The organism is Rhizobium deserti (assembly GCF_004358025.1).
Taxonomy (GTDB): domain Bacteria; phylum Pseudomonadota; class Alphaproteobacteria; order Rhizobiales; family Rhizobiaceae; genus Neorhizobium; species Neorhizobium deserti.
Window position 1 is genome coordinate 26,417 of record NZ_SMTL01000001.1, and the last position, 25,998, is coordinate 52,414.

Annotated in this window: 23 protein-coding genes; 14 read left to right on the top strand and 9 right to left on the bottom strand. The window is 59.3% G+C overall.

What is annotated here, in order from left to right; genetic code table 11:
* Nucleotides 1-9: 9 nt before the first annotated feature.
* Genes E2F50_RS00155 through E2F50_RS00165 form a run of 3 tightly spaced genes read right to left on the bottom strand, consistent with a single transcriptional unit; the run spans nt 10 to nt 2,569 of the window.
* Nucleotides 10-1,071 carry a RelA/SpoT domain-containing protein gene (locus E2F50_RS00155; RefSeq protein WP_133314059.1) on the bottom strand — a complete coding sequence of 354 codons (1,062 nt, stop codon included), beginning with the start codon at nt 1,069-1,071 and terminating at the stop codon, nt 10-12.
* Between the two features lie 23 nt (nt 1,072-1,094).
* Entirely contained in the window at nt 1,095-1,301 is a 207-nt protein-coding gene (locus tag E2F50_RS00160) for a hypothetical protein (RefSeq protein WP_133314060.1), read from the bottom strand.
* A gap of 32 nt (nt 1,302-1,333) precedes the next feature.
* Nucleotides 1,334-2,569, bottom strand: coding sequence for a tyrosine-type recombinase/integrase (locus tag E2F50_RS00165; protein WP_133314061.1), 1,236 nt, complete (start codon nt 2,567-2,569; stop codon nt 1,334-1,336).
* 542 nt (nt 2,570-3,111) lie between these two features.
* Here E2F50_RS00165 and E2F50_RS22865 point away from each other — a divergent pair.
* The 10 genes from E2F50_RS22865 (at nt 3,112) to E2F50_RS00210 (ending at nt 12,528) form a co-directional block, all read left to right on the top strand.
* Entirely contained in the window at nt 3,112-3,276 is a 165-nt protein-coding gene (locus tag E2F50_RS22865; protein ID WP_161973916.1) for a hypothetical protein, read from the top strand.
* Nucleotides 3,277-3,703: 427 nt separating this feature from the next.
* The gene (locus E2F50_RS23110; RefSeq protein ID WP_202615387.1) at nt 3,704-3,865 is read left to right on the top strand and encodes a hypothetical protein; all 162 of its coding nucleotides are present in this window, start codon (nt 3,704-3,706) and stop codon (nt 3,863-3,865) included.
* Between the two features lie 339 nt (nt 3,866-4,204).
* A complete protein-coding gene (locus E2F50_RS00175) occupies nt 4,205-4,552 on the top strand; it encodes a DMT family protein (RefSeq protein WP_133314063.1) in 348 nt (115 codons plus the stop codon).
* A gap of 83 nt (nt 4,553-4,635) precedes the next feature.
* Nucleotides 4,636-5,508 carry a DUF72 domain-containing protein gene (locus E2F50_RS00180; RefSeq protein ID WP_133314064.1) on the top strand — a complete coding sequence of 291 codons (873 nt, stop codon included), beginning with the start codon at nt 4,636-4,638 and terminating at the stop codon, nt 5,506-5,508.
* A gap of 90 nt (nt 5,509-5,598) precedes the next feature.
* Nucleotides 5,599-7,482, top strand: coding sequence for a peptidylprolyl isomerase (locus tag E2F50_RS00185; RefSeq protein ID WP_133314065.1), 1,884 nt, complete (start codon nt 5,599-5,601; stop codon nt 7,480-7,482).
* A 20-nt stretch (nt 7,483-7,502) separates the two neighbouring features.
* Nucleotides 7,503-8,519 (top strand): anthranilate phosphoribosyltransferase, encoded by a 1,017-nt coding sequence (trpD, locus tag E2F50_RS00190; RefSeq protein WP_133314066.1) that lies wholly within the window; start codon nt 7,503-7,505, stop codon nt 8,517-8,519.
* Between the two features lie 3 nt (nt 8,520-8,522).
* On the top strand, nt 8,523-9,338 hold the full coding sequence (gene trpC / locus E2F50_RS00195) for an indole-3-glycerol phosphate synthase TrpC (RefSeq protein ID WP_133314067.1): 816 nt from the start codon (nt 8,523-8,525) through the stop codon (nt 9,336-9,338).
* Nucleotides 9,338-9,817: a cyclic pyranopterin monophosphate synthase MoaC gene (moaC, locus tag E2F50_RS00200; protein WP_133314068.1), complete on the top strand. Its 480-nt coding sequence runs from the start codon at nt 9,338-9,340 to the stop codon at nt 9,815-9,817. Before trpC ends, moaC begins: the two co-directional genes overlap by 1 nt.
* Before the next feature lie 2 nt (nt 9,818-9,819).
* Nucleotides 9,820-11,040: a molybdopterin molybdotransferase MoeA gene (locus tag E2F50_RS00205; RefSeq protein ID WP_133314069.1), complete on the top strand. Its 1,221-nt coding sequence runs from the start codon at nt 9,820-9,822 to the stop codon at nt 11,038-11,040.
* Between the two features lie 57 nt (nt 11,041-11,097).
* Complete coding sequence (locus tag E2F50_RS00210) at nt 11,098-12,528, top strand: cryptochrome/photolyase family protein (protein WP_133314070.1); 1,431 nt, start codon at nt 11,098-11,100, stop codon at nt 12,526-12,528.
* Here the strand turns inward: E2F50_RS00210 and E2F50_RS00215 are convergent.
* Nucleotides 12,525-13,664, bottom strand: coding sequence for a citrate synthase (locus E2F50_RS00215; RefSeq protein ID WP_133314071.1), 1,140 nt, complete (start codon nt 13,662-13,664; stop codon nt 12,525-12,527). The genes E2F50_RS00210 and E2F50_RS00215 overlap by 4 nt on opposite strands.
* Nucleotides 13,665-13,737: 73 nt before the next feature.
* Between E2F50_RS00215 and E2F50_RS00220 the strand changes: the two genes are divergently transcribed.
* Nucleotides 13,738-14,829, top strand: a complete 1,092-nt coding sequence (locus tag E2F50_RS00220; protein ID WP_133314072.1) for a citrate synthase/methylcitrate synthase — start codon at nt 13,738-13,740, stop codon at nt 14,827-14,829.
* Between the two features lie 41 nt (nt 14,830-14,870).
* On the opposite strand, the gene E2F50_RS00225 is transcribed toward E2F50_RS00220, so the two are convergent.
* The 4 genes from E2F50_RS00225 to E2F50_RS00240 all read right to left on the bottom strand — a co-directional run bounded on the left by E2F50_RS00225 (nt 14,871) and on the right by E2F50_RS00240 (nt 19,061).
* Nucleotides 14,871-16,499: a CTP synthase gene (locus tag E2F50_RS00225; protein WP_161973918.1), complete on the bottom strand. Its 1,629-nt coding sequence runs from the start codon at nt 16,497-16,499 to the stop codon at nt 14,871-14,873.
* 135 nt (nt 16,500-16,634) lie between these two features.
* A complete protein-coding gene (gene secG / locus E2F50_RS00230) occupies nt 16,635-17,087 on the bottom strand; it encodes a preprotein translocase subunit SecG (RefSeq protein WP_133314074.1) in 453 nt (150 codons plus the stop codon).
* A 94-nt stretch (nt 17,088-17,181) separates the two neighbouring features.
* Nucleotides 17,182-17,952, bottom strand: coding sequence for a triose-phosphate isomerase (tpiA, locus tag E2F50_RS00235; protein WP_133314075.1), 771 nt, complete (start codon nt 17,950-17,952; stop codon nt 17,182-17,184).
* A gap of 221 nt (nt 17,953-18,173) precedes the next feature.
* Nucleotides 18,174-19,061, bottom strand: a complete 888-nt coding sequence (locus E2F50_RS00240; RefSeq protein ID WP_133314076.1) for an alpha/beta hydrolase — start codon at nt 19,059-19,061, stop codon at nt 18,174-18,176.
* A gap of 191 nt (nt 19,062-19,252) precedes the next feature.
* On the opposite strand from E2F50_RS00240, the gene parE reads away from it, so the two are divergent.
* Entirely contained in the window at nt 19,253-21,307 is a 2,055-nt protein-coding gene (gene parE / locus E2F50_RS00245; RefSeq protein ID WP_425375361.1) for a DNA topoisomerase IV subunit B, read from the top strand.
* Between the two features lie 50 nt (nt 21,308-21,357).
* Here parE and E2F50_RS00250 read toward each other — a convergent pair whose 3' ends face one another.
* Nucleotides 21,358-23,907: an HWE histidine kinase domain-containing protein gene (locus tag E2F50_RS00250; RefSeq protein WP_133314078.1), complete on the bottom strand. Its 2,550-nt coding sequence runs from the start codon at nt 23,905-23,907 to the stop codon at nt 21,358-21,360.
* 248 nt (nt 23,908-24,155) lie between these two features.
* Here E2F50_RS00250 and E2F50_RS00255 point away from each other — a divergent pair, with 248 nt between their 5' ends.
* Both E2F50_RS00255 and E2F50_RS00260 read left to right on the top strand, forming a co-directional pair.
* Complete coding sequence (locus E2F50_RS00255) at nt 24,156-25,385, top strand: AI-2E family transporter (protein WP_133314079.1); 1,230 nt, start codon at nt 24,156-24,158, stop codon at nt 25,383-25,385.
* Between the two features lie 167 nt (nt 25,386-25,552).
* Nucleotides 25,553-25,996, top strand: coding sequence for a hypothetical protein (locus E2F50_RS00260; RefSeq protein WP_133314080.1), 444 nt, complete (start codon nt 25,553-25,555; stop codon nt 25,994-25,996).
* Nucleotides 25,997-25,998: the final 2 nt, after the last annotated feature.

Here is a 25,998-nt window from a genome sequence, read left to right on the forward strand (position 1 = left end):
TGGTCAATCCTAGAGTTCGACTTCCTCCTGAAGGATTTGCACGAAATCGATCGGGTCGTTGAAGTAGTTCCGATAAGCAGACCGCAATTGTTTCGGATTATCAGACCGCACGTAAACCGCGTTGAGGCTCCTGCCGGACCTCTCTAATTCGGTAGCCTTTTCGATAGCTAGCGTGGCGCTCTTGAATGGCAGCACTTCCAGGTCGGGAGTCCCATCGTTTCCTCTGAATATGTTCAACACGGTGTGCTGTTGTATTTTTTCCTCATCCGTAAACTGCTTAAGAACCGATAGGCGTTGAAGAATTTTGAGCTCGTTCTCCAGCTTCTGGAGCTCTACCTGGAGGTCCATGGTCGCCGTGCCGCTGAACGCTCGATTCATGCCCTCTTGCTGGCGCGCGATAAGTTCGCTGGCTATGGCAAAAAATCTGCCACGTTTAGTCGCGTCGAGCTCAAACTTTGTTCTTTCACCGTCGAGGAGATCCGAAATCTCCACAGCCGTAGCCCAAGCGTGCTGCGCACGAGTGCGGTACTGAATTTCGACTAAGAGACCATCCCATGGCTTCCGCTCCTGCCTACGCTCGCTACCTCGCGGCAGATGTCGATAGACGTCATGAATGCCACGATAGCCCGTCGATTTTGGTCGCTCGATGTAATCGTATTTGTCTGGACCGTACCGCAGCGTGTGGTTCACATTCTTCATCACGCCAGTCGAGTGCATGTATTCGCGGAACGTTTTGAGATCCGCTACCGTGTTGAAGATCATCCTGCAGCCAGCGAAATCGTGCATAGCCGACACATCTGCAATAAGGGCCGCGCCGTCTGCGCTTCGCCGGCGGAGCTTGTCAAATACTGTGGTCCGGCGTTTCAGCCGCTGAACAAACTCAACTTCGAACGACTGCCGAGCAATATGACGCTTAAGCCAGATCTGAAAGGTGTTGATTACGTATCCGTGAGCGGCTCTCCAACGGTCAACTAGATCCGCGTCTGCCGGTGTCTCGTGTCCCTCGGAGATGGCTTTCCCCGCTCTTTTCACGGCCGTTTTGTTCTCTGGCGGCGGAGGATATGTTGTCATTGTACAGTGGCATCCACGGTTAGCTATTTTCGCTTATTCGACCCGACGACTTCCGCGAAGTGAATTATCCGAGCAACGACATCGTGCATCCGCACATCATATACGGCGTTTTCAATGTTGCAGCAGTGTTCCATATGGACAACATCATCCTCGATATGGCCCTTTAAAATATCCCCCGCCGCGCGATAGACAGCGCACATCTGACTAAACGTCATCGGCTTGTCGTTCATCTCAAAACACCTCCGCATGTTGCTGAGGAACCCTATGCCGAGGCTTCAAGCTGAACAACGTTATTGCTGTCTCCGCTGAGGTATTTCCACCACGTATTCATGATGAGGCGGCGCTTCTCTAAGGCCTGCCCTCTCCGATAAGCTGCCTCGACTTTGTTGGCGATCGCATGGGCGAGGCAGAGCTCGATATCATCACGTGCGAAGGTGGTTTCATCGCCGGCCCAATCCCGAAACGCGGATCGGAAGCCGTGTGGGGTGTATTGCCCTTTCTCAAGTCGTCGCATAGCCATCGTGAGAGCCATGACCGAGAGCCCCTTCCCTCTCTGGCCCGGAAAGACGAAGTTGTTTCCATCCGGGCGCATGGACTGCATTACAGTCAGGATCTGAATAGCGCCGTCCGACAGCGGCACGAGGTGTTCGCGACCACCCTTCATTCTCGCCGCAGGGACGCGCCAAAGCGCCGCCTCGAGGTCAATCTCCTGCCATGTCGCGCCCATGGCTTCACCGCTGCGGGCGGCTGTCAGAATGGTGAAACCGAGCGCCGCGTTGCTTGGAGTAGGTGCTGCCAGCAATTTGCTTAGAAAGTTTGGGACATCCTTGAACGGCATGGCGGCATGATGGCCACGTGTGAGCCGCTGTTTCTTGGTCAGGATATTCGATAGATGACCACGCCAGGCTGCGGGATTCTCTCCAGACCGCAGCTTCATCACCTTTGCAGCGTTTAGCACGGCCTCGATGCGGCCGCGCAGCCGGCTTGCTGTCTCCGGCTTTGTCTGCCAAATCGGCTTCAACGCACCGATCACATGCTCGGTATCTACCTCTGCGATCGGCAAATCTCGGATGGCGGTGCAGTAGCCTTCATCGGTGAACCTCCCGTCGTCATCTTTCCTGAGCGACAGCGTGAAGAACCATTGGTCACGGTGCTTGTCGTTTCGCCAGGATGGTTCCTGCGTCTTCACAAAGTCGAGCGCGAACTCGCCGAATGTAAGCTGCTTTTCCTTCTCGGACGCCCTCTCCTCCCGCGGATCTTGCTTTTGAGCCAGCATGGACCGGTAACGCTGAGCCGTCTCGCGAGCCTGTTTCAGGGATACGTCAGCAGCCGTTCCAAGGCCAAGCTCCACCCGCTTTTCTCGCCAAGCGTACATGAATACCCATCGGCGCCCAGCAGGAGTTATTTTGAGATATAAGCCCCCGCCGTCCGAGTGGCGGCCTAGCTCTTTGATGGTCTCTACCGATCGAGCAGTCAGCTTGTTCGTTGTTCTACCCATCAGGTGCTCCTCAGCAAGGCCTACTTTTGAGCCCACTGGGAAGCCCACTTTAAGCATGCCATCTGGGGAAATGTCGGACAATACCAGAACGTGTCACCAGCAGATGACCTAAGGCTATCCAATTGTTATTACAGCGCCAAAAATTATCTGGTGGCATCATATGAAATAACCGGTATCGATGACACCTCTTCCGCCAGATCTATCCTCGCTTGCCGCTAATCCAAAGCAGGCTCATTGCCAAGCATGACCTGGAAAGCTGTGGCTTCCGGAGGCGAAAAATAACGTGCGGAACTGTCCTCGCCTGGCGTTGTTCAAATATCACCGCAGTCACATAAGCGGCAACTGCCCTACCCGCTGCAAAGGAACATCCAGCATGTCTAAAAGAACGATTCGTGTAGCCACGGCTATTGGCTTTGCCTGTCTCACCCTGACCGGTTGCGTAAGCGAAAGCGGCACGTATACCAGCTACAACCGCGTCTATGACCGCAGTGATCGCTCCGATACCTACTGGAACCGTCGTAATCGGGACCGAGATCGCCACCGTGACCGTGAGCACCATGGCCGTCCCGACCGGGATCGCGGGAGACCTGATCGAGATCACGGAAGCCCCGATCGGGACAACGGGCGGCCGGATCGCCCTAGCGACAGCGGTCGGTTTAATAGCAGCAGCTGGGGTCGTGACCGCCACGATGGCTCCCGCGACGTGATCATTCCCAATCAGTGATCCGTCATCTGGCTCAACCCGCCTGCGATTTTGTCAAACTGAAGGCCTGGCGCAGACATAAGCTTGGCACCAGTTACGCGCATTAGGGTTTCCTTATGTGAGGCGACGGCGGCGCCGCAACATGGAAGCGGGCTTGCTTGTACCAACGCACTTGACGTCTGGCTGCAGCATCCTACCTCCAGCAGTAGATGCTCATCGTGACCACGGATGTACTGGCAGGGTGAAGCAGTTGAGGAGGTCGGTGGCATATGCCCCGACCTTTTCTGTTTTGGGACGCCGAAGTCGATCTGAATGACCGATGCCGATATCGTGGTAGCTGGACTTGAGACAGACCGGCTTCCAGTTCGGCGCAAGCAAGCCGTCCTAGTGTCTCCTGGCCGGGATGAACCGGACCAGAAGGGGACAATGATATGTCGATCGAAATAGAATGTGCGAGCCAGCCGTCGGAACAGGCCATTGCCCAGTTCCTTCATGAAAATGACGTCGACAAGCTGACGGATGTGCTGGTGCAAGCGCTTTATGAAGCACTTCGGATCATGGAAGGCGACTTCACCGCGGAGACCTTCCACTAGTTCGCGATAGGTCATCTTCAGCACCCATCTCGCGAATTATTGATACCCACCGAAACGCCTTACTGCACTAGTGGCAAGTGGAGGCAGCTGCTTGCAAAGTGCAGGAGCAAGCGAGCGCTGCCTCTCCAGATCATCTTAGTGTAGCGACGTCGGCTACCTCTTTCACGAATATCTTGACAATGCGGACATCGTCTCGTTGATCACCCGGCAGAAGTACACGTTCCTCTCCTATGCCTTCAGGGGAATGATTTTCACGGCCGTCGCCCTGTATCTTGTTCTGCTGGTCACTTGATAGATGCCGAGGCGAAAGGCCCGGCCTAACTGCACGGATGTCGTTCAATGGGTTTTTCCGCTACACCGTTTATCACGATCGGGCTTTTGATCCTCTCCAACGTGTTCATGACCTTCGCCTGGTACGGCCACCTAAAATTCGAGAGCAAGCCCCTCTACCTCGTCATCCTGGTCAGCTGGGGAATAGCTCTGTTTGAGTACTGCGCCCAGGTGCCGGCCAATCGCATCGGCTATGGCTATTTCAACGCCGCGCAGTTGAAGACCATCCAGGAAATCATCACGCTTTCCGTCTTCGTCGTTTTTTCAGTCTTTTATCTCGGGGAAGCGATCCATTGGAAGCAGATCATCGGCTTCGGCTTCATTGCGCTCGGCGCCTTTTTCATCTTCACCAAATAGCGGCTTCAGGAACTCCGCCGCCGCCCCGACGTTCGATGCTGTGGCTCTGGATAGGCGGAGCCTGCGTTAGCGTTGAGTGAAGCATGAGTAGAACAGGCGATATCCGCATCGGCATATCCGGCTGGACCTACAAGCCATGGCGCGGTGTCTTCTATCCGCCGGGCCTGCCGCAGAAGCGAGAGCTTCAATATGCCGCTGAACATTTCCGTTCGGTGGAAATCAACGGCACCTTTTACGGCCTGCAGCATCCGAAGAATTTTCGGACCTGGTACGACATAACCTCGCCGGACTTCGTGTTTGCGGTCAAAGGCTCACGCTACCTGACGCATATGCTGCGGCTCACCAAGATCGAGACCCCGCTCGCCAATTTCTTTGCTTCGGGTGTTCTGGCGCTTGGTCGCAAGCTCGGCCCGATCCTGTGGCAGTTTCCGCCACAAACCAGGTTTAACCGGGAGCGGTTCGAGGCCTTCCTGAAGCTGCTACCCTCTTCCATGGAAGAAGCCCTGGTGCTGGCTCAGGGACATGATGACCGCCTGACAGGCCGCTCCTTTCTGGAGATCGACGGCAACCTCCCCATCCGGCACGCACTAGAAATCCGTCACGACAGTTTCCGCTGCAACGAATTCATCGAACTCCTGCGCCGCTATCGGATCGGGCTTGTGGTCGCCGATACGGTGGACTGGCCGCTGCTGATGAATCTGACCGCCGACTTCGTTTACTGCCGGCTCCATGGTTCGCAGGAACTCTATGTCAGCGGATATGACGAGCCAGCTCTTGATCACTGGGCCAGCCTGATCCGCTCCTGGGTGCGGGGCGAAGACCCCGAAGGAGCGCCGCGGGTCATGCCGCCCTCTCCGCTACGATCCGATGGTCGCGACGTCTATGTTTACTTCGACAATGACGCGAAAGTACGTGCACCGGCGGACGCCACCTCGCTTGCCTCTCGCTTTTCCTGAGCGACAGCTTCATTTCCGTCTCGGTTTGATTTAGAGACAGTCGCTCATACCGCCTGATCCGGCGGCAAGATAGTTCGTTAGGTAAGTTCGATGCTTGATTCTCTGAGAAACGCGGCCCGCTCCTGGGTTGCGAAAGCCCTGCTTCTGCTTCTGGTCGCTTCGTTCGCGATCTGGGGCGCTTCGAGCGCACTGGTGGCCGGAGGCGCCGACACGGTGATGACCGTGGGAGACCAGGAAATCTCTTCGGAGGAATTTCGCCTCGCTTATCAGCGGCAGATCGCCGTTCTGGGCCGCCAGTTCGGAACGCAGCTGACGCCCGAACAGGCACGCGCCTTCGGCGTCGAGAACGAGGTGTTCACCCAGCTTGCCGCTGGTGCAGCCCTCGATCAGCTGTCGGATGACATGAACCTCAGCCTCTCGCAGGACAGGCTGGCCAACCTGATCGCCGACGATCCGGCGTTCAAGGGCGTTAATGGGCAGTTCGACCGCACGCTCTTCAGCTCGCGGCTGCGCAATGCCGGCTTGCGGGAGAATGACTACATCACCGAGCGCAGCAAGGTTGCCGTGCGCAGTCAGATTGTTGAGGCCGTGTCTGACGGCTTCAAACCTCCGCAGGTGCTTGTCGATGCACTCAAGCAGTATCGCGACGAGAACCGGACAGTTGAATATCTGCTTCTGTCGAACGCCACGATCGATCCGGTCAAAGCGCCGTCCGACGATGTTCTGGCAAAATGGTTCGAAGGCGTGAAAAGCCGCTACCGCGCTCCGGAATATCGCACCTTCGCTTATGTGAAGCTGCAACCCGCCGACATCGCCGACGCGGCCTCCATCATCGAGGAACAGGTGCGCGCCGAATACGAAAAGCGCAAGGACAGCTATAAAACCCATGAAACGCGCACGATCGAGCAACTGACCTTCCCGAACAAGGAGATGGCCGACGCGGCAGCCACCCAGCTGAAGGACGGGACCACGACATTCGACCAGATCATCGTCGATCAGGGCAGGAAGCCGGCCGACGTGAAACTTGGTGACTTCACCAAGGAAGGCATGCCGGATCAGACACTGGCCGAGGCCGCCTTCAAAGTTGGCGCCAATGGCGGCACGACGCCGGTCGTGGAAGGCACATTCGGCCCGGTTATCCTTCGGGTCAGCAATATCCGTCCCGAGACGGTGCGGTCCTTCGATGATGTCAAGGAAGAGATGCGGCAGCAATTGGCGGTATCGACGGCGGCCCAGGACGTCACCGCGACCCATGATCGTTTTGAAGAACTTCGCAGTGGCGGAAGCTCGCTCGAGGACGCTGCAAAAGAACTGAACCTCAAGGCCGTGACAATCACCGCCGACGCATCCGGCCAGAACGAGCAAGAGCAGAAGATCACTGATCTCCCCGCATCGAATGCCCTGTTGGCTGCAGTTTTCCGCGCCGAACCGGGTGCCGATACGCTGCCGGTCAACCTCGGCAATGATGGTTACGTCTGGTTCGAGCTTCGCAATGTAGTCGCCGAACGCGACCGGCCGCTGGTCGACGTCCGCGATCGCGTCGTTGCAGACTGGACGGCAGACCAGCAGCGCCAGGCATTGACGGCCAAGGCCACCGAGCTCAAGGCGAGACTGGACAAGGGCGAAACGCTTGCGGCCATCGGCGGCGAGTTCGGTCTGGCCGTCGAGACGAAGCAGGGGCTGCGACGCAATGCGGAAGATGCGATCTTCGGCAATGAGGCCATCGCTGCCGCATTTGCAGGACCGGTCGACACCACCGCAAGCGCACTCGGTTCCGATGGCGAAAGCCGCCTGCTGATGAAGGTAACCGCCGTCGAGCAATCTCCCGCCGACGCACTCTCGGGCGACGAGCAATTGCAGCGGATGGCCGAGTCGGCCGGCGACGACATGCTCGACCAGATGGTCAACAGCTTGAAGAACAGCTACGGCGTGTCGATCAACCAGTCGGTCGTTCGCCAGTCTACCGTCCAGTAACCCTAGCGGACCCTGTGAGCATGCCCGAGTTGAAACCTCTCATCGCCAAGGTTGCGAACGGCGAAAGCCTGAACCGTGACGAGGCGCGCGACGCGTTCGAAATCCTGATGTCGGGGGAAGCAACGCCTTCGCAGATCGGTGGCTTCCTTATGGCCCTGAGGGTCCGCGGCGAGACGGTTGCTGAACTGACCGGCGCAGTTGCGACCATGCGTTCGAAGATGCTGCCGGTGATCGCGCCGGCGGACGCGATCGACATAGTCGGCACGGGCGGTGACGGGGCGGGAACCTACAACATATCCACCCTCGCCTCCTTCATCACTGCCGGCGCAGGCGTTCCTGTGGCCAAGCACGGCAATCGCGCGCTGAGCTCGAAGTCGGGCACGGCCGATGCCTTGTCCGCACTCGGCGTCAACCTCGAGATCGGCCCCGAGCTGATTGCCCGCTGCATCCGCGAAGCCGGGATCGGCTTCATGTTTGCATCCATGCATCACTCGGCCATGCGCCATGTGGGGCCGAGCCGGGTCGAACTCGGCACGCGGACGATCTTCAATCTTCTGGGTCCGTTGTCCAATCCCGCCGGTGCAAAGCGTCAACTGCTGGGAGTATTTTCGCCCAATTGGCTGCAGCCGATCGCGGAAGTGCTGCGTGACCTTGGGTCGGAAACGGTTTGGGTCGTGCATGGTGAGGGTTTGGACGAAATCACCACAACGGGCGTAACCCAGGTAACGGCTCTCGAAGGTGGCCGAATTCGCTCCTTCAATTTAACGCCTCGGGACTTCGGCGTAGAACCTGTAACGATCGCGGACCTCAAGGGCGGAGACGGTGTGGCCAATGCGGCCGCTCTGCGCGCGGTTCTCGGGGGTGCGAAGAACGCCTATCGCGACATATCGCTTTGCAACGCGGCGGCCTCCCTCATGATTGCTGGGAAGGCCGAAACGATTGCCGACGGCATGAAGCTTGCCACACAGTCGCTCGATAGCGGTCAGGCGGCGGCGGCGGTCGATCGTCTGGTCGCTATTTCGAACGACAAGGATTGAGCGATGACGGATATCCTGAGGAAAATCGAAGCCTATAAGCGTGAAGAAATCGCGGCAGCCAAGGCCGCCGTGCCGCTTGTCGAGTTGAAGGCGCGTGTTGCGGATCAACCGGCTCCGCGCGGCTTCTACCGAGCCCTCCGGTCGCGGCAGCAGGCAGGCGCATTTGGCCTGATCGCCGAAATCAAGAAGGCCAGTCCGTCCAAGGGGCTGATACGCCCGGATTTCGATCCGCCTGCCCTTGCAGCAGCATATGAGGCCGGCGGTGCAACCTGCCTCTCCGTGCTGACCGATGCTCCAAGTTTCCAAGGCGCGCCGGAATTTCTTGTCGCGGCTCGCGCGGCCTGCGCACTGCCGGCTCTTCGCAAGGATTTTATGTTCGAGCCCTACCAGGTTTACGAAGCCCGTGCCTGGGGCGCCGACTGCATACTTATCATCATGGCCTCTCTCACCGACGACGACGCTCGTCAGCTTCACGATGTCGCGGGCGAACTCGGTATGGATTCGCTAGTCGAGGTCCATGACGAGGAGGAAATGGAGCGGGCGCTTAAACTTCCGTCGCCATTGATCGGGATCAACAACCGCAATCTGCGGACCTTCGAGCTGGACCTGCAGACCAGCGAAAAGCTGGCGCCCATCGTCGATGAAGGCCGTCTGCTGGTCGGCGAAAGCGGGATTTTCAGCTATGGGGATTGCCTGCGCCTCAAGGCAGCCGGCATCGGCACCTTCCTTGTCGGCGAAAGCCTGATGCGGCAGGAGGATGTGGCTGCCGCGACCCGCATGCTCTTGACCGGCGCGGGCTCCAAACAGGCGGCCGAGTAATGGCTGAGCTCACGCATATTGCAGCTTCCGGCGAGGCGCATATGGTCGATGTCGGCGACAAGATTGAAACCATTCGGTCGGCGACCGCGACCGGCTATGTCCGCATGTTGCCGGAAACCTTGGCGCTGATCCGTGAGGGCAATGCCAAGAAGGGCGATGTGATCGGCACGGCGCGGTTGGCCGGCATCATGGCCGCCAAGAAGACATCCGATCTCATTCCGCTCTGTCACCCTCTGATGCTGACCAAGGTATCGGTGGATATTGCGGAAGACGATGCGCTGCCGGGCCTGCGGGTGACGGCGACGGCAAAGCTGAGCGGAAAGACCGGCGTGGAGATGGAGGCGCTGACGGCCGTGTCGGTCGCCTGCCTGACGATCTACGACATGGCGAAAGCCGCTGACAAGGGTATGGAAGTAGGCGGCGTGAGGCTGCTCGAGAAACGCGGCGGGAAGTCCGGGATCTTTCGGGCGGAGGATTAGCTATGGCGCTTCTACCTGTTTCCGAGGCCAAAGCACAGCTGCTTGCAGCCGCCCGTCCGGTCGAGGACGTGGACATAGTGCCGCTTGCGGATGCCAATGGCCGTGTTCTGGCTGTCGATCTTATCGCCCGCCTCACACAGCCGCCCTTCAATGCCTCGGCCATGGATGGCTATGCGATGAAGGCTGCCGATGCGGCCGTTCTCGGCGCCGAACTCGCAGTGATCGGCAGCGCGGCTGCAGGCCATGCTTTCGACGGTACAGTCAAGCAAGGTGAGACGGTCCGCATTTTCACCGGAGCACCGCTGCCGGAAGGGAGTGATTCGGTTCTGATCCAGGAAGATGCCGAGGCGCTCGACAACAACCGGATCCGCACCAAGTTCGTGGTCGCGAGCGGCCGGCACGTCCGCCCGCGCGGGCAGGATTTTGCCGAAGGCGAATCGGTTCTGTCAGTCGGTACGCTGGTGGATTTCGGGCATCTGACCGTGGCTGCAGCCACGAACCACCCGCAGCTTGCCGTTTATCGTCGCCCGCGCGTTGCCATTTTGGCCACCGGTGACGAATTGCTCCAGCCCGGCACCACTCCTGGTCCTGCGCAGATCATCGCGTCGAACACATTCGGCATAGCTGCACTGGTGCGTGATAACGGCGGCGAGGTCCTGGATCTGGGCATTGTGAAGGATCGCCAGGCGGACATTGCTGCGGCGGTCGAGAAAGCGCGTGCGGCCAAGGCGGACGTGCTTGTGACGCTGGGTGGCGCATCGGTCGGCGACCACGACCTGGTGCAGTCGACGCTAAAGGGCCTCGGGATGGAACTGGACTTCTGGCGGATCGCCATGCGGCCCGGCAAGCCGCTCATGGTCGGTGCGCTGGGCGACATGCAGGTTCTTGGGCTTCCGGGCAATCCGGTCGCCAGCCTGGTAACGGGCATGTTGTTCCTGGAGCCGCTGTTGCGGCGGCTCGCCCGTTTACCGGAGAAAAGCCGCGAGGCCGTAGCGCTTTCGGCAAGGACACTGGCTCCCAACGACCAGCGGCAGGATTACCTGAGAGCCAGGCTGACAAAAACGACAGATGGAAGCCTTTTGGCGGAGCCCTTCGACAAGCAGGATTCATCGATGATGAAAATCTTTGCGCATGCCGATGCGCTTATAGTCCGCCCACCGCATGATCCCGAGCTTCAAAGCGGCTCCCCCTGCCCCATATTGCTGATCCGTCCCCTCGCCTGATCGTCCACGGCGGCTCAAAAAGCGTCTTCAATTTCAAATCGCATCACGGAGAAGCAGGTGTCCGCTCAAGAACAGACCCCCTCGATTCTCTGGTTCCGGAAAGATCTCCGCCTCGATGACAACCGTGCCCTTCATGCGGCCATCGACGCCGGAGGACCGATCGTTGCGGTCTATATTCGCGAACCGAAACTTCTCAATGTCGGTCCGCTGGGTGCTGCTCAGGAGTGGTGGCTGCACCACTCGCTGCTTGCACTCAAGAACTCTCTGAAGTCACTGGGCGGAGACCTGCTCCTGGCGTCCGGCAGGGCAGAACAGGTTCTGGTGGATCTGGCCCGCAAGACCGGCGCTCGATCCATCTTCGTCAACCGGGCTTATGAGCGGACAGCGGTCGATCGAGAGATAGCGGTAGCGCTGAAGCAGGCCGGCATCCTGATACAGGCCTTCCATGGCCAGCTTCTGCAGGAGCCGGATGCGGTGCGAACTGGCGCGGGCAAGGGTTTCAAGGTGTTCACGCCATTCTGGAACGCGATGCAGAAGCTCGGTGAACCGCATCCGCCACTAGACGCTCCCTCGCATATCTCCGCTGGCCCGGCATTGGACTCGGAAGATCTCGACAGCTGGGCACTTCTGCCGACCAAACCCGACTGGGCCTCTGAGTTTTCAAAAGTCTGGGTGCCCGGCGAAGAAGCCGCTCAGGACAAACTCGCAGGCTTCGTGGATCGGGAATTACACAACTACAAGCGTGGCCGCGATCTGCCGTCGGTCGAGGCAACATCCATGCTGTCCGCTCATCTCGCGCATGGCGAAATATCTCCAGCTCGGCTCTGGCACGCCACCAGCAGTCTACCCGCCCATGCATCGGAGGAGGTTGGGCATTTCCGCCGTGAGCTTGCCTGGCGCGACTTCTGCTACAATCTGCTGATCGAGTTCCCCGGGCTAAATTCCCAGAACTGGGACAGCAAGTTCGACGCCTTTCAATGGGAATACCGCGAGGAGGATTTTCGGGCTTGGGCGAGAGGCCAGACGGGATATCCGATCGTCGATGCCGGGATGCGGCAGCTCTGGCGTTACGGCTTCATGCACAATCGGGTGCGGATGATCACTGCTTCCTTCCTAATCAAGGATCTGATGATCGACTGGAGAAAGGGTGAAGAGTGGTTCAACGACACGCTGGTGGACGCCGATCCCGCCAACAATGCCGCCAATTGGCAGTGGGTCGCGGGCTCCGGCGCCGATGCCTCGCCTTTCTTCCGCATCTTCAATCCCGTGCTTCAGGGCGAGAAATTCGATCCGGACGGCGATTATGTGCGCGAACATGTTCCGGAGCTCGCGCGACTGGAGCGGAAATATATTCACCGCCCGTTCGAGGCGCCGCAGCACGTGCTGGAAAAAGCCGGGTTGGAGCTCGGCAGAAATTATCCGAAGCCGATTATCGATCACGGCTTTGCGCGTGATCGGGCGCTTTCGGCTTATCGGAGCATCCGCTAGAGATTTTTGCTCGTTTCGCTGTATCGCGCGCGCGGGCGGATCATCTGGCCGCTTTCGATCTGCTCCATGGCATGAGCAAGCCAACCGGTCGTGCGCGCCAAGGCGAAAATCACGAGCGGCGCCTCCTCAGGCAGATCGAAGGCCGACGCGAGTGCCGATATGGCAAAATCGATATTGGGCGGCTCGCCGAGAAGCTCCTCTCCCGCCTCGGCCAGGGAACCATAAACGGCTGGCGCCTCGAAACTTTGCATAATGGCCGCTGCCCGCGGATCACCTTGTGGATAGAGCCGATGTCCGAAGGCGCGGACAACGTCCTCGCTGGCCAAGGCACCTCGTATGGCGTCCCGAACACTTGAACTCGCTGCCTGCTCTGCGAGCCGCGCGACGCTCACCCAGGCGCCTCCGTGGCGCGGGCCGGTCAGTGTTGCGAGGCCGGAAAGGGTAGCCGCGGAAAGCGAGGCACCCGACGATGCCGTCACACGTGCCGCAAAGGCCGACACGTTCAGTTCGTGCTCCGCGGCCAGAACTAAGGACCTGCGGATGGGCTCCGCCGCATCCGGCCGCTGCCAGCCCAGCGCAAGCCGTTGATGCAGTGGTGCAGGATCGCCGGCCCAGGGTGCAAGTGCCGACGCCACCGTCATCAGGACATCGGCCGCCTCAAGCCGAAGAACGGACAAATTGCGACCCAGTGCGGGCAAGTCCGTCGGCACTCGCGCGGCTAGGCAGGCAAAGGCGCCAGCTATTCTTGACAAGCCTCCTTGCTGCACGGCAGCTTCTGCTACCGGCCCGTGGTCCGTTCCCCAAAGGAGCGCCGCCACCTCTTCCAGCGTCGCCCCCGCCGAGAGCTCAACCGCGTCCCGGCCGCGGTAGTAGAGCTTTCCATTGGAGATGGTGGATATGGTCGTCGGCAGGACGGGATCGCCCCAGCCTATGGCTTGGGCCGCGACGGCCGATGACTGGCGCCGACCAGAATGGCGCTCTGCCAGCCGCCGCACATCACTGGCATGATAGAGACTGCATCGCGGGTCGGCAGGATCCGGCTTGGCGCGGATACGGCCACGACTGACATTGGCATAGAGGGTCTGCGGCTTCGTCCCAAGACGAGCCAAGGCTTCTTCACGAGTGATCCAGGACATGTTGATCGATTGCATCAAGATTGACGTCAATCAACCTAGGTCTGATCCTACCCTTCGTAAAGGAGAAACACCCATGAGCAATAATGGACTTGAAGACGTCGTCGCCGCTGAAACTTCTCTTTCGGAAGTGGATGGGCAGGCCGGACGGTTGATCATCCGCGGCCAATCGCTGGACCATCTCGTCGGCCATGCCACCTACGAAGACGTCGCGGCTTTGCTTCTCGATGATCTGTTGGACAGGCCGGTCAACCCGCACGAGATAAAGGCGCAACTGGCGCAGGCTAGGGTCGGCGTCTTTGCGCATGTGGAGGCATTGGACGAGACACTGCTGAGGCTGCCGCCTTTCGATGCCATGCGGGCTCTGGTGGCGCGTCTTGCCGATGGGGAAGACTTCGACACCGCATTGTCGCTGCTTGCCGCTCCGGCCGTCTTCCTGCCGGCCGTCTTGAGGCTGCAGAAAGGTCAGTCACCTCTTCCACCCAATCCAGGCCTGTCGCAATCTGGAGATATTCTTGCCATGCTCCACGGGACGATGCCGAGCCGGGAGCAGATCGCGGCACTCGACGCTTATCTGGTTACCATCTCAGATCATGGTCTCAACGCCTCGACATTTGCTTCGCGGGTGGTCGCCTCCACCAAGGCCGGGCTTGTTTCGTCGGTCCTTGCGGCAATCAGTGCGCTCAAAGGACCATTGCATGGGGGTGCCCCGGGTCCTGTGCTTGACATGCTGGATGCCATCGGCAGCCAAAAAAATGCGAGGCCTTGGCTGGAAGCAGCGCTCGAACGCGGCGACAGGCTGATGGGCTTCGGCCACCGCATCTACCGGGTCCGCGACCCCCGTGCGGACGCGCTGAAAAGCGCAATCGCCCCGCTCATCGCCGCCGGCCAGGTCGATCGGGATCGCATTTCGCTTGCGGAAGCCGTGGAAACAGCGGCGTTGACGATATTGAAGGAACGCAAGCCGGCCCGGCCTCTCGACGTCAATGTCGAATTCTATACGGCTCTGCTGCTCGATGCGCTTAAATTTCCGCGCCAAGCTTTTACCGGGATATTTGCCATTGGTCGCACCATCGGCTGGATTGCCCATGCACGCGAACAGGCGCAGCAGGGGCGGCTGATTCGCCCGCGCTCGGTCTATGTCGGACCGATGCCCGAGGCAGCCTAACGGGCAAAAAACAAGTCCCGCTTAGCGGGGCTTATTGGATCCTAGACGAGGCGGCTCTGTTCCAGGGCCGCTTCAATGAAGCTGGCAAACAGCGGATGCGGATCGAGGGGCCGGCTCTTGAGTTCCGGGTGGTACTGCACGCCGATGAACCAGGGATGATCGGGATATTCGATGGTTTCCGGGAGAAGGCCATCGGGCGACATGCCGGAGAACACCAGGCCGCAGCTCTCAAGCTTTTCCTTGTAGTCCCGGTTTACCTCATAGCGATGGCGGTGACGTTCCGAAATCTCTGTCGAGCCGTAGATGTCGGCAATCTTGGTGTCCTTCTTGAGCGCTGCCTTATAGGCACCAAGACGCATGGTTCCGCCGAGATCACCCTTGTGCGACCGCTTTTCGAGCTCGTTGCCCTTCAGCCACTCCGTCATCAGGCCAACCACGGGCTCTTGGGTGGAGCCGAATTCGGTCGAGGAAGCATCATTGATGCCGGCAAGATTGCGAGCGGCCTCGATCACTGCCATCTGCATGCCGAAGCAGATGCCGAAGTACGGCACCTGGCGCTCGCGTGCAAAGCGCGCTGCATTGATCTTGCCCTGCGAACCGCGCTCGCCAAAGCCGCCCGGCACAAGAATGCCATGGACCTTTTCGAGCCACGGCGCCGGATCTTCCTTTTCGAATACTTCCGACTCGATCCAATCGAGCTTGACCTTGACGTGATTGGCAATCCCGCCGTGGTGAAGCGCCTCGATCAGTGACTTATAGGCGTCCTTGAGGCCGGTATATTTGCCGACGATCGCAATCGTCACTTCGCCCTCAGGCGTGTGGATCCGGTTGCAGACCTCTTCCCACGCATCAAGGCGCGGCTTCGGAGCTGGTTCGATGCCGAAAGCGGCGAGCACTTCCGAATCGAGACCTTCCTTGTGATAGGCGGTCGGCACGTCGTAAATATTAGCGACGTCGAGGGCCTGGATGACCGCAGACGGGCGAACATTGCAGAACAGCGACAGCTTGCGACGTTCCGCTTCCGGAATTTCGCGGTCAGCGCGCACCAGAAGAATGTCCGGAGCGATGCCCATCGCCTGCAATTCCTTGACGGAATGCTGGGTCGGCTTGGTCTTCAGTTCGCCTGCTGCGGCAATGAACGGCATCAGCGTTAGATGCAGATAGATTGCGGTGCCACGCGGCAGGTCATTCTTGACCTGGCGGATCGCTTCCATGAACGGCATCGCTTCGATATCGCCGACCGTGCCGCCGACTTCGCAAAGAACGAAATCGTAGTCCTCATTGCCTTCGGTGACGAAATCCTTGATCTCGTTGGTGACGTGGGGAATGACCTGAACGGTCGCGCCGAGATAGTCTCCGCGGCGTTCCTTGTCGATGATGTTCTTATAGATCCGGCCTGTGGTGATGTTGTCGGTCTTGGTCGCGGAACGTCCGGTAAAGCGTTCGTAATGGCCAAGATCGAGATCGGTCTCGGCGCCATCGTCGGTTACGAAGACTTCGCCATGCTGGGTCGGGCTCATCGTCCCGGGATCGACATTGAGGTAGGGATCGAGTTTCCTGAGCCGCACCCGGTAGCCCCGGGCTTGCAGCAATGCTCCAAGTGCTGCGGCCGCAATTCCCTTCCCAAGGGAAGAAACCACGCCGCCTGTGATGAATACATATCGCGCCATGGGAGTCACCGGATACCTTGTCATTTGCGATTCCGCCAGCGGAAAATGCCCGATCGGCAAATCGCCTGTGGAATCTTCACAAAAGAAAACCGGCAGGCTTTTGGCCTGCCGGAGCATGAAATCAGACCAGAGGCCTTACTGGCCGGTCGGAACACCTGTCGGCGAAGCCGGAGCTGCCGGTGTGGCAGGAGCCGCGGGGGCGCTACCTGCTGCAGGTGCCGCCGGAGCGGGCGCGGCCGCGCCCGACTCAGACGGTACGCCATTGTTGGCTGGGGCCTGTGTTGGAGCCGGTCCGAGCTGATCAAGAATACCGCTGCCTTGTCCCTGCTGGCTCTGGGGTATGCGGTCGAGAATGTCGGTCGGACGAGACTCATAGCGCGCCAGGATGCCGAGCCCTAGGGACGTGATGAAGAAGAGCGTCGCGAGGATGGCAGTCGTGCGGGTCAACGCATTGGCGGTGCCGCGTGCCGACATGAAGCCGGATCCGCCGCCGACGCCAAGCCCACCGCCTTCCGAGCGCTGGATCAGAACGACGCCGACCAGCGCGAGCACGATCATGAGATGGATGACGATCAAAACGGTCTGCATGAATTACGTCCCTGCCCCACACAAGAGGCAATAGAAGAAGTTTTGCGGCTCTTTACATGAGGCCTGCGCGCTTTCCAAGCCTTGTTTGACAGGATTATGCCGTCAGGCCCTCATAGACCGAATAGATGGCAAGGAAGTCTTCGGCTTTCAAGCTCGCGCCGCCGATCAGCGCGCCGTCGACATTGTCGATGCTCATCAGTTCGCGGGCATTGCTGGGCTTGACCGAGCCGCCGTAAAGGATGCGCATGCGGCTCCCTTCCGCACCCAGCCGGGCAACCAATTCCGCACGCATGAAGGCGTGCGCAACCTCGACATCGCTGTTGGTGGGCGTAACGCCGGTACCAATTGCCCAGACGGGCTCATAGGCGATCACCGTGTTCTCAGCCGTCGCAGTCTGAGGCACCGAGCCGAATATCTGGCGCTTTAGGACATCCAGCGTTTGATAGGCATCGCGTTCATCGGCTGTTTCTCCGACGCAGATGATCGCAGTGAGATCGACCGCATGGGCCGCGTCGGCCTTGGCTCGAACCTGTTGGTCTGTTTCAGCATGGTCGGTGCGACGCTCGGAGTGGCCGACGATGACGTGCGTTCCGAAGCAGTCGGCGATCATTTCGGCGGAGATGTCGCCGGTATGAGCGCCGCAAGTGCTGTAATGGCAGTCCTGGCCGCCGATCATCAGCGGAGTATCGGTGCTGAGTGCTGTGGCGACATAGAGAAGCGTGGCGGGGGGGCAGATCAGCGCATCCACGTGTTGCGACAACGGACCCTGGACGCCCTGGGCCATGGCCTTGATTTCTGTCAGCGACTGACGGGTGCCGTTCATCTTCCAATTCCCCGCGACAAGCGGTCGGACATCTGGGGTCATCTGTCGCTTATTCCTCTCCTCTTCGGTCTTGATCGACCGTTACCTCCACGCGCGATGTCTGCGCGCCCATCTAGGCTGGTTCTAGTGGTACGCTGAAAAAGCTCTTGTCTTCAAGGGCTTGCCGCTCATTATCCGCATCAATGCTGACGGATACGATCGTTGGCGAATGGACGATGCCGTTTCAATCGTTTGAACGATTGAGAGACCCCAGCAGCATAAAACTACGAGCGGCCCGTCAGGATGAAATTCAAAGCTTCACGCCAATCCACCATCCGTATCGGCGTGCCGTGGCTGCCGGTCTGGAACAGGGTGAAGCGTGTCGGGTAGCCTAAGGATCTCAACTTGCGATAAACAGAAGCCTGCTCTTCCGCCTTGTAGACGCTGTCGGCGCTGCCATGCGCAAAATAGATCGGCAGCTTCAGCTTGGCCAACGCGGATTTCGGCAGGTCTGGATCCGGAGCCCCGCCGAGGATAACCATTCCTTTGAGGTTTCCGACAACGGTCTGATCCCGGCTCACACCCTGGCAGATGATGCTGCCCATGGAGGCACAAGCGAGGATCACCGGCTTCCCGGATGATTCATGTGAGGAATAACGAATCAGGGCCGCGACATCCGCCACGCCATTCACATCGAAGGATGTGACGCTGGGAGAGTAATAGGTGCCTCCATTGCTCACGACGAGATTCTTCAGCCGGTTGAAATTACCGCCGAACGTGTAGTCGTTGACGCCGAGCCGCCTGTCGCCACCACGACCGTGGATGAAGATGACGGTGAAGGCCGCGCGCTCCGCCTGTCCCACCCTGGTGACGTCAAGCCGGCGTCCTGCAAGATTAAGGGTCTCGTTGACTTGCTCGCGTCGCACGCCGAGCTCTACATAGGTGTCCTTGACGCGGCGTTCAGGCTCGCGATCCCTGCCATTGATATCTCGCATTTCTCGATAATCAACGACCTTGTAGGTATCGCCATCGGTTGATTGAAGCACCGTTTGCCGGGAAAAAAGCTCGTCCTTGAAGGGTTTCAGTTGCGCCTGCTGGGCGTATGCACTGGCAGGTACAAGCGCCGCCAAAACCGCCAACCAGCTGCAGAACATTAAATGAACTGTGGACATGGCTTGTTTCCTCTGCTTCCTCGTTGTTTGGTGCTTGCCATGCCTGGCATTGCCCAGCATTTGTCAAACAGGGCATTCAATGCCGCATCGCGAAAAAGCCTGGTTTCTGGCACTATTGCGCATGATTCGAAACAAGCGAGATGGACATGCCTTCCTCCTCCGCACCCCGACAGGTAGTACCGGCGCAGCCGATGGATGACAACAACGACCTTTTTGGTGACCTGGCCTCGACGGTGGTCCCGGTTCCGGCCGAACCGGTGGCCGCCACTGTGCGAGCTGAGCCTTCGACACCACGTCCTGCTCCGCCGCAATCCAGCGGCGACGATTACGGCGCCTCCTCGATCCGGGTGCTGGAAGGTCTCGAGCCGGTGCGTATGCGGCCTGGCATGTATATCGGCGGCACCGACGAAAAGGCGCTGCATCATCTCTTTGCAGAAGTCATCGACAACTCGATGGACGAGGCCGTTGCCGGTCATGCAAATTTCATTGAAGTTCACCTAGACGTCGAAGGCTTCCTGACCGTCACCGATAACGGTCGCGGCATACCCATCGAGAACCACCCACAGGTGCCGGGCAAGTCGACGCTTGAAGTCATCATGACCAAGCTCCACGCAGGCGGTAAGTTTGATGGCAAGGCTTATGAGACCTCCGGCGGTCTGCATGGCGTCGGCGTTTCTGTCGTCAACGCCTTGTCTGATCATCTGGAAGTCGAGGTTGCGCGTAACCGCAAGCTTTACCGCCAGCGCTTTTCGCGTGGCGTGCCGCAGGGCGGATTGGAAGAACTCGGCGATGTTCATAATCGCCGCGGCACGAAGGTCCGCTTCCATCCAGATCCGCAGATCTTCGGCGAGCATGCGAAGTTCGATGCCGGCCGCATCTTCCGGATGGCGCGCTCCAAGGCCTATCTCTTCGGTGGCGTCGAAATCCGCTGGAGCTGCGATCCGGGCATGGTCGTGGCGGGCGGCGAGATACCGGAAAAGGCGGTCTTCCACTTCCCGGGCGGCCTTAAGGATTATCTCGCTGCGACACTGGGGAAGGATTTCACCGTCACCCGGGAGATATTCGCCGGACGCACCGAAAAGACCGGTGGCCATGGTGCCATGGAATGGGCGATCACCTGGTATGGCGGCGATCCTCAGGTTCATTCCTATTGCAATACAATCCCGACGCCGGAGGGCGGAACGCACGAAGCCGGCCTTCGCATTGCGTTGACCAAGGGCCTGAAGAACTACGCGGAGCTGACGCAGAACAAGCGTGCAGCGCAGATCACCACGGACGACGTGATGATCTCCGCGGTCGGCATGCTGTCGGTCTTCATCCGGGAACCCGAATTCGTCGGGCAGACGAAGGACAAGCTTGCGACCGTGGAGGCGCAACGCATTGTCGAAAACATCCTGCGCGATCCTTTCGATCATTATCTCGCTGGAAATCCGAACGAGGCAGCCAAGCTGCTCGATTGGGTGATCGAGCGGGCCGAGGAACGCCTGCGCCGGCGCAAGGAAAAAGAAGTCAACCGGAAAACGGCGGTTCGCAAGCTGCGTCTTCCCGGCAAGCTCGCCGACTGCTCGCAGAATACGGCTGAAGGAGCGGAACTCTTTATCGTCGAAGGCGATTCGGCTGGCGGCTCCGCAAAGCAGGGCCGCAACCGCGCCAACCAAGCGATTCTTCCTTTGCGCGGAAAGATCCTCAATGTCGGCAGCGCCAGCCGTGAAAAGCTGTCTGCCAACCAGCAGATAGCCGACCTGATCCAGGCACTCGGCTGCGGCACCCGCTCCAAATATCGCGAAGAAGACCTGCGCTATGAGCGCATCATCATCATGACGGACGCGGACGTGGACGGCGCTCATATCGCATCGTTGCTTATCACCTTCTTCTACCAGGAAATCCCGGAGCTGATTCGCGGCAACCATCTGTATCTCGCGGTCCCTCCGCTCTACGTCATTCGGCAAGGCGCCAAGACCGTTTATGCGCGCGACGACGCGCACCGGGCGGAACTGATGCAGACGGTCTTCAAGGGCAAGAAGGTGGAGATCGGCCGCTTCAAAGGGCTCGGCGAGATGATGCCGGCACAGCTCAAGGAAACCACCATGGATCCCGCACACCGCACCCTTCTGCGAGTGGCGATCGATGAGGTGGATTTTGAGGGCACGCGTGAAGCGGTCGACAATCTGATGGGAACGAAGGCCGACGCTCGCTTCCGCTTCATCCAGGATCGCGCAGCCTTTGCGGAAAATCTCGATATCTGACCTGCAGGCGAAAGTGATCTTCCACCCGCTTACGCACTGCAGATGTCGTCTCAGCCTTCCGCCGCCAATACCTTTCTGACGGCGCCGAGCAGTGCATCCACCTCGTAAGGCTTGCGCACCACGGGAGCTGAAAAGCTAGCGGGAATGACAGAGCGGTCGCTGTAGCCAGTCGCAAACACGAACGGCACCTGCCGGCGCACAAGCTCTTCGGCAATCGGAAGCGAAGTCGCCGACCCGAGATTGACGTCGAGAATGGCAATGTCGGGTGTGAATTCCCTCAAGCGCCGCATGGCGTCTGATACCGAAGGCGTGGTTGTCACCTTGCTGATGCCGTGATCGGCAAGCACAGCCTCAAGATCGGCAGCGATCAGCATCTGATCTTCGACGAGCAGAAATTCCAGATCGCCAAGGCCGGACGCCATATCGTCGCGCTCGACTTTGCCACTGTCCGCGGTGACTGCGGCTACGGGCATATCATCGTCCGAATGGACATGCTTGGCGGGAATGACGAACTTGGCACGCAACCCTTCCCGGCTGTAATCGATCGCCGCCTCGCCTTCCAGTTCGAAGGGTAGGCTGCGAGCGATCAGCACCGTACCGAAACCGTTTCGGGACGGCGGCGTGACGATGGGACCGCCGTTCTCCGCCCAGGTCAGTTCGCAATCTCCCCCTTCGCGGATGCGCCATGAAATATCAAGCTTACCTGCGGGCATGGACAGCGAGCCATATTTGGCGGCATTCGTCGACATCTCGTGCAGGACCAGCGCCATGACGGAGAAGCAGCGGCTGTCAAGCCAAACGGCAGGGCCACCAAAATTGACAGCACGGCGTCCTCCCATATAGGGCCGCAATTCTGCTTCCAGGAGATCCGAGAGTGCGCCTCCGTCTCCGCCCCGCACCACCTGATCATGAGCGAAGGCCAGGGCCTGGATCCGCCCCTTCAAGGTCGCAATATAATCGGGCAGGCTACGGGCGCTCTCCACCGGATACCCCACGAGCGCCTTGATGACGGACAGTATATTCTTGACGCGGTGGTTGAGTTCTTCATTCAGCATGCGCTGCTGAACATCTGCTTTGCCGCGCTCATCCGCCAGCATCTCATTATGATGCAGGACGATCTCGACCAGCACGGCCCGGATTGCATCCGCGATCTCCCGATCGCTTTCCGTCCAAGGCTGGGCCTTCAGGCGGACCGTTTCCTTCCAGATGGCGAAGCTCTTGCGGGGCGTGAGACGATCACCTAGCGGGCCGACCGGGTATGACTTGTCAGGGTTCCCACCCCAGTCCAGCGTTTGCACCACTTCTTTGCGGAAGAAGAACAGGTAGTCACGCGGTCGTTGTGATAAGGGAATAGCCAGCACGCCGCAGGCGTCATCGGGAGAGATTTCAGCATTGGGCAAGGACCGCGAAAGCTCGAACGACGACCAGACCTTGCCCAAAGAAAGGCCGGCGACCAGCGTAGCTAAGCCAGGGATCTGGTGCTGAGGCGGTATCGATCCCGTAGCGGTCCAAACGCCGTCGAGCCACAAACCGACACCATCGCAGGGAATCATTGCCCCAAAATCCGCCAGCGATGTGCGAAGCAGACCGCTGATGTCGCTATGGCTGGATGCAGCTTGCAAGAAGCGGTCCAATGAGCGGCGTGCCTGATTTGCCGTATCGAGCAGTTGCTTCTGCTTCAACACGCTGAGATGCAGCGAGAAGAACTCGCCAAATGTCTCAGCGGCGACACGCTGCGGCATCGAAAGTACCTTGGGCGCATAATGGTGACAGGCGATAAGGCCCCACAACTCTCCGTCGACCACAATTGACACGGACATGGACGCGGCAACGCCCATATTGCGCAGATACTCGCAGTGGATAGGCGAAACGCTTCTCAGATGCGAAAACGATAGGTCGAGCGGCAGGCCAGCCTCGTCCAGTTCGGGCTGGATTGGGATCCGCTCGCCGGATGCATCGGAGATGACACGTATCGTATTGCGGACATAGAGCTCCCTCGCCTGCTTCGGGATATCGCTGGCGGGAAAATATTGGCCTTTGAAGCTCTCCAGGTCGCGCCGCTTATACTCGCTAACGACTTTGCCCGAGCCGTCTTCCTGGAAGTGATAGACCATGGCCCGGTCATAGCCGAGCATGGCGAATACGAGACGAGCCGCACTCTCAACCAGGCGATCGACGCTGGTCATGTTGCGTATGCGGCTGATAAGCATGCGAGCGACTTCAAGCGGCTGATCGCCATCGGTCGAAGCCGGCTCGAATTCGATAATGACCTTGGACTCAAACCGGTGCAGCGACACATCGAACGCCTTGCCGGACGGCAGGCGCAGCCCATGCCGGAAGGCCGGCCGGGCTGGGTCATCCGAAGTCGCAAGTGCGTTTCGCAAGGTGTGGGCAGTATCTCCGCCGACTATGTCCTCCAGCCGCTGACCATTGATGTCGCCTGTCACCTGCAGCATTTCCGGCGCATTTCCCGAATGGTGCAGTATCACTGCTCCAGCAAGATCAGACGCGAGCAGGCAACCATGAGGCTGAATGCTGCCGGGAATATGTATGGGCTCGCGGTCGCAATTGGTTAGGTCGACCGCTTCCTTATAGGGCATGACGTACGTCCTTGCGGTCCTTGGCCGGGAGTTCGGCAGGAACCTCTTCCGTTTCTTCAAGGTCTATCTGATTTGGCCCTTCAAGACAGGTTGAAAAAGTGCTCTGGGCGCGTTGAACGACATCAGCTTTCGGTGTCTTCATTTTTTTATCGGATCTCCCAGGTACCGCAAGCCATTAAGCGTAGTTTTCATATAGGTACGTTAGGCTTGTGACAGAATGCCTGATATACCATATGCGGGACAAAAGTATGGAGCAGCAGCGAAACGTGACGATAAAGAATGATCACAGCGGGCCGAGAGAGCCACGGTGGCTTGGGCCGGTCACGTCCAACAGGATTGCCCTTATCCCACCCATTTCGGCCGCGCGCTGGCTGCTGGTTCTAATCGCGGCAGCAGGCATCTATTTCTTTCATGGTTTTCTTGTTCCTGTGTTGGCAGCGCTTGTCATAGGCTTTGCAAGCTGGCCGTTATACCGGGAGCTTTTGCGCCGGACTGGCGGCAATACGACCATCGGCGCAACGCTCGCAATCATCTTGATCCTGACATTCCTGATCGTGCCGATCGGCATAGCGATCAGCTATACGATCGGCGAAGTGCGTCAGTGGATCGTCTGGGCGGCCGAGGTCAATCGCTTCGGCGCGCCGCCACCGGCCTGGATTACCGGGCTTCCCGGTGTAGGAGAATGGCTGGGCGTACAATGGGCTCGCCATGTAGGCTCGCCTGGTTCGATCGGAGAATTGATCCAGATCGTCAGCGGCGCCAATATCGGCAATATCTACCGGGCTCTGGTCGCGGTGGGGGATGGTGCATTCCACCTGATCCTCACCATGCTGTTCATGCTTATTGCCCTGTTTTTTGTTTACCGCGACGGTGCTGCCTTTACCCGCCAGATTGACCTACTCGGCGAGCGCATCTTGCCGTCGCGCTGGGAGCGGATCTCCCGCGTCGTACCGGCAACCATCAGTTCGACTGTGACCGGCATGACCCTGATCGCGATCGGCGAGGGCATCGTTCTTGGTGTCGCCTACTGGATTGCTGGCGTACCCTCGCCCGTGACGCTCGGCGTCATTACCGGCGTCATGGCACTTATTCCTGGCGGCGCGCCCCTGTCTTTCACATTGGTGTCCTTGTACCTCGTTGCCAATGGCACCTATGTCGCCGGCTTCGGGCTCCTCGCCTGGGGCACTGTCGAACTCTTCATCGTCGACAAGACGGTGCGCCCGCGCCTGGTGGGCGGTCCGATCAAGCTCCCCTTCCTGCCGACCTTCTTCGGCCTTGTCGGCGGCGTGAAGACCATGGGATTCCTTGGCCTGTTCATCGGCCCGGTGCTCATGGCGCTAATCGTTTCAATCTGGCGGGAATGGATTCGGGAAGTCCGGCTGGCGGACACGGTGGAGACAGAGGCCAGCGGCGCTGGTGCAGCCGATCCTACAGTTCCTTCCGACGTGGTCGTCACGCGGAAAGCCACCGGTCCCTGAGAGCCCCCGCTTGAGGCCAAGCTTGAGCGGCGAACGAGGCTATCGCCCGCCGCGTTCTGAGCTCCGATAGCCATCATTATGACCTATTGTCCCCTGACATCACTTGAAAAAGGCGCTCCCAAGTAAGCAGCAACCGGCTTTGGGCAACAACGATTTCAGGAGAAGGCATGAACCCGGCGCTTGTCGTGATGACCATCCTCGGCTGCAACGATAGCGGCACTGACTGCCATTACATCGCGACCGTCAATCAGCGCTGGCCCACGGTCGCAATGTGCGATTCGGTGTCGGAAAATCAGCTGCCCTCCTATGCCAATCATCCCTACCCCGTTATTATCGCCGTCTGCCAGCAGCCGAATATCGCTGTTCCCGCCACTGGCCCAATTCCTCAACAAAAGCCAGCGCCGGAACAACTGGTTCCAAGCCAGAACGAGCCGGAGGATGCGTTGCAGGCGGAAGTTTCCGAACAGGAAAAACAATCGCTGGCCAGCAGCGCCATCCAGCGAGTCCGCAATGTGCTGCCGACCACAGAGGGTGTTCGGTCGCTTGTCGGCAAGCCTGTGCGCCTCGTGGAAGACAGTTATTCCTGGGTAGCACGCAGGTTTCAGCGCTGAGG

Coding starts and splice junctions, on each gene's coding strand:
- E2F50_RS00155 (WP_133314059.1), bottom strand. CDS start 1,071: ATGACAACATATCCTCCGCCGCCAGAGAACAAAACGGCCGTGAAAAGA.
- E2F50_RS00160 (WP_133314060.1), bottom strand. CDS start 1,301: ATGAACGACAAGCCGATGACGTTTAGTCAGATGTGCGCTGTCTATCGC.
- E2F50_RS00165 (WP_133314061.1), bottom strand. CDS start 2,569: ATGGGTAGAACAACGAACAAGCTGACTGCTCGATCGGTAGAGACCATC.
- E2F50_RS23110 (WP_202615387.1), top strand. CDS start 3,704: ATGTCGATCGAAATAGAATGTGCGAGCCAGCCGTCGGAACAGGCCATT.
- E2F50_RS00175 (WP_133314063.1), top strand. CDS start 4,205: ATGGGTTTTTCCGCTACACCGTTTATCACGATCGGGCTTTTGATCCTC.
- E2F50_RS00180 (WP_133314064.1), top strand. CDS start 4,636: ATGAGTAGAACAGGCGATATCCGCATCGGCATATCCGGCTGGACCTAC.
- E2F50_RS00185 (WP_133314065.1), top strand. CDS start 5,599: ATGCTTGATTCTCTGAGAAACGCGGCCCGCTCCTGGGTTGCGAAAGCC.
- trpD (WP_133314066.1), top strand. CDS start 7,503: ATGCCCGAGTTGAAACCTCTCATCGCCAAGGTTGCGAACGGCGAAAGC.
- trpC (WP_133314067.1), top strand. CDS start 8,523: ATGACGGATATCCTGAGGAAAATCGAAGCCTATAAGCGTGAAGAAATC.
- moaC (WP_133314068.1), top strand. CDS start 9,338: ATGGCTGAGCTCACGCATATTGCAGCTTCCGGCGAGGCGCATATGGTC.
- E2F50_RS00205 (WP_133314069.1), top strand. CDS start 9,820: ATGGCGCTTCTACCTGTTTCCGAGGCCAAAGCACAGCTGCTTGCAGCC.
- E2F50_RS00215 (WP_133314071.1), bottom strand. CDS start 13,664: ATGTCCTGGATCACTCGTGAAGAAGCCTTGGCTCGTCTTGGGACGAAG.
- E2F50_RS00220 (WP_133314072.1), top strand. CDS start 13,738: ATGAGCAATAATGGACTTGAAGACGTCGTCGCCGCTGAAACTTCTCTT.
- E2F50_RS00225 (WP_161973918.1), bottom strand. CDS start 16,499: ATGGCGCGATATGTATTCATCACAGGCGGCGTGGTTTCTTCCCTTGGG.
- secG (WP_133314074.1), bottom strand. CDS start 17,087: ATGCAGACCGTTTTGATCGTCATCCATCTCATGATCGTGCTCGCGCTG.
- tpiA (WP_133314075.1), bottom strand. CDS start 17,952: ATGACCCCAGATGTCCGACCGCTTGTCGCGGGGAATTGGAAGATGAAC.
- E2F50_RS00240 (WP_133314076.1), bottom strand. CDS start 19,061: ATGTCCACAGTTCATTTAATGTTCTGCAGCTGGTTGGCGGTTTTGGCG.
- parE (WP_425375361.1), top strand. CDS start 19,253: ATGGATGACAACAACGACCTTTTTGGTGACCTGGCCTCGACGGTGGTC.
- E2F50_RS00250 (WP_133314078.1), bottom strand. CDS start 23,907: ATGCCCTATAAGGAAGCGGTCGACCTAACCAATTGCGACCGCGAGCCC.
- E2F50_RS00255 (WP_133314079.1), top strand. CDS start 24,156: ATGGAGCAGCAGCGAAACGTGACGATAAAGAATGATCACAGCGGGCCG.
- E2F50_RS00260 (WP_133314080.1), top strand. CDS start 25,553: ATGAACCCGGCGCTTGTCGTGATGACCATCCTCGGCTGCAACGATAGC.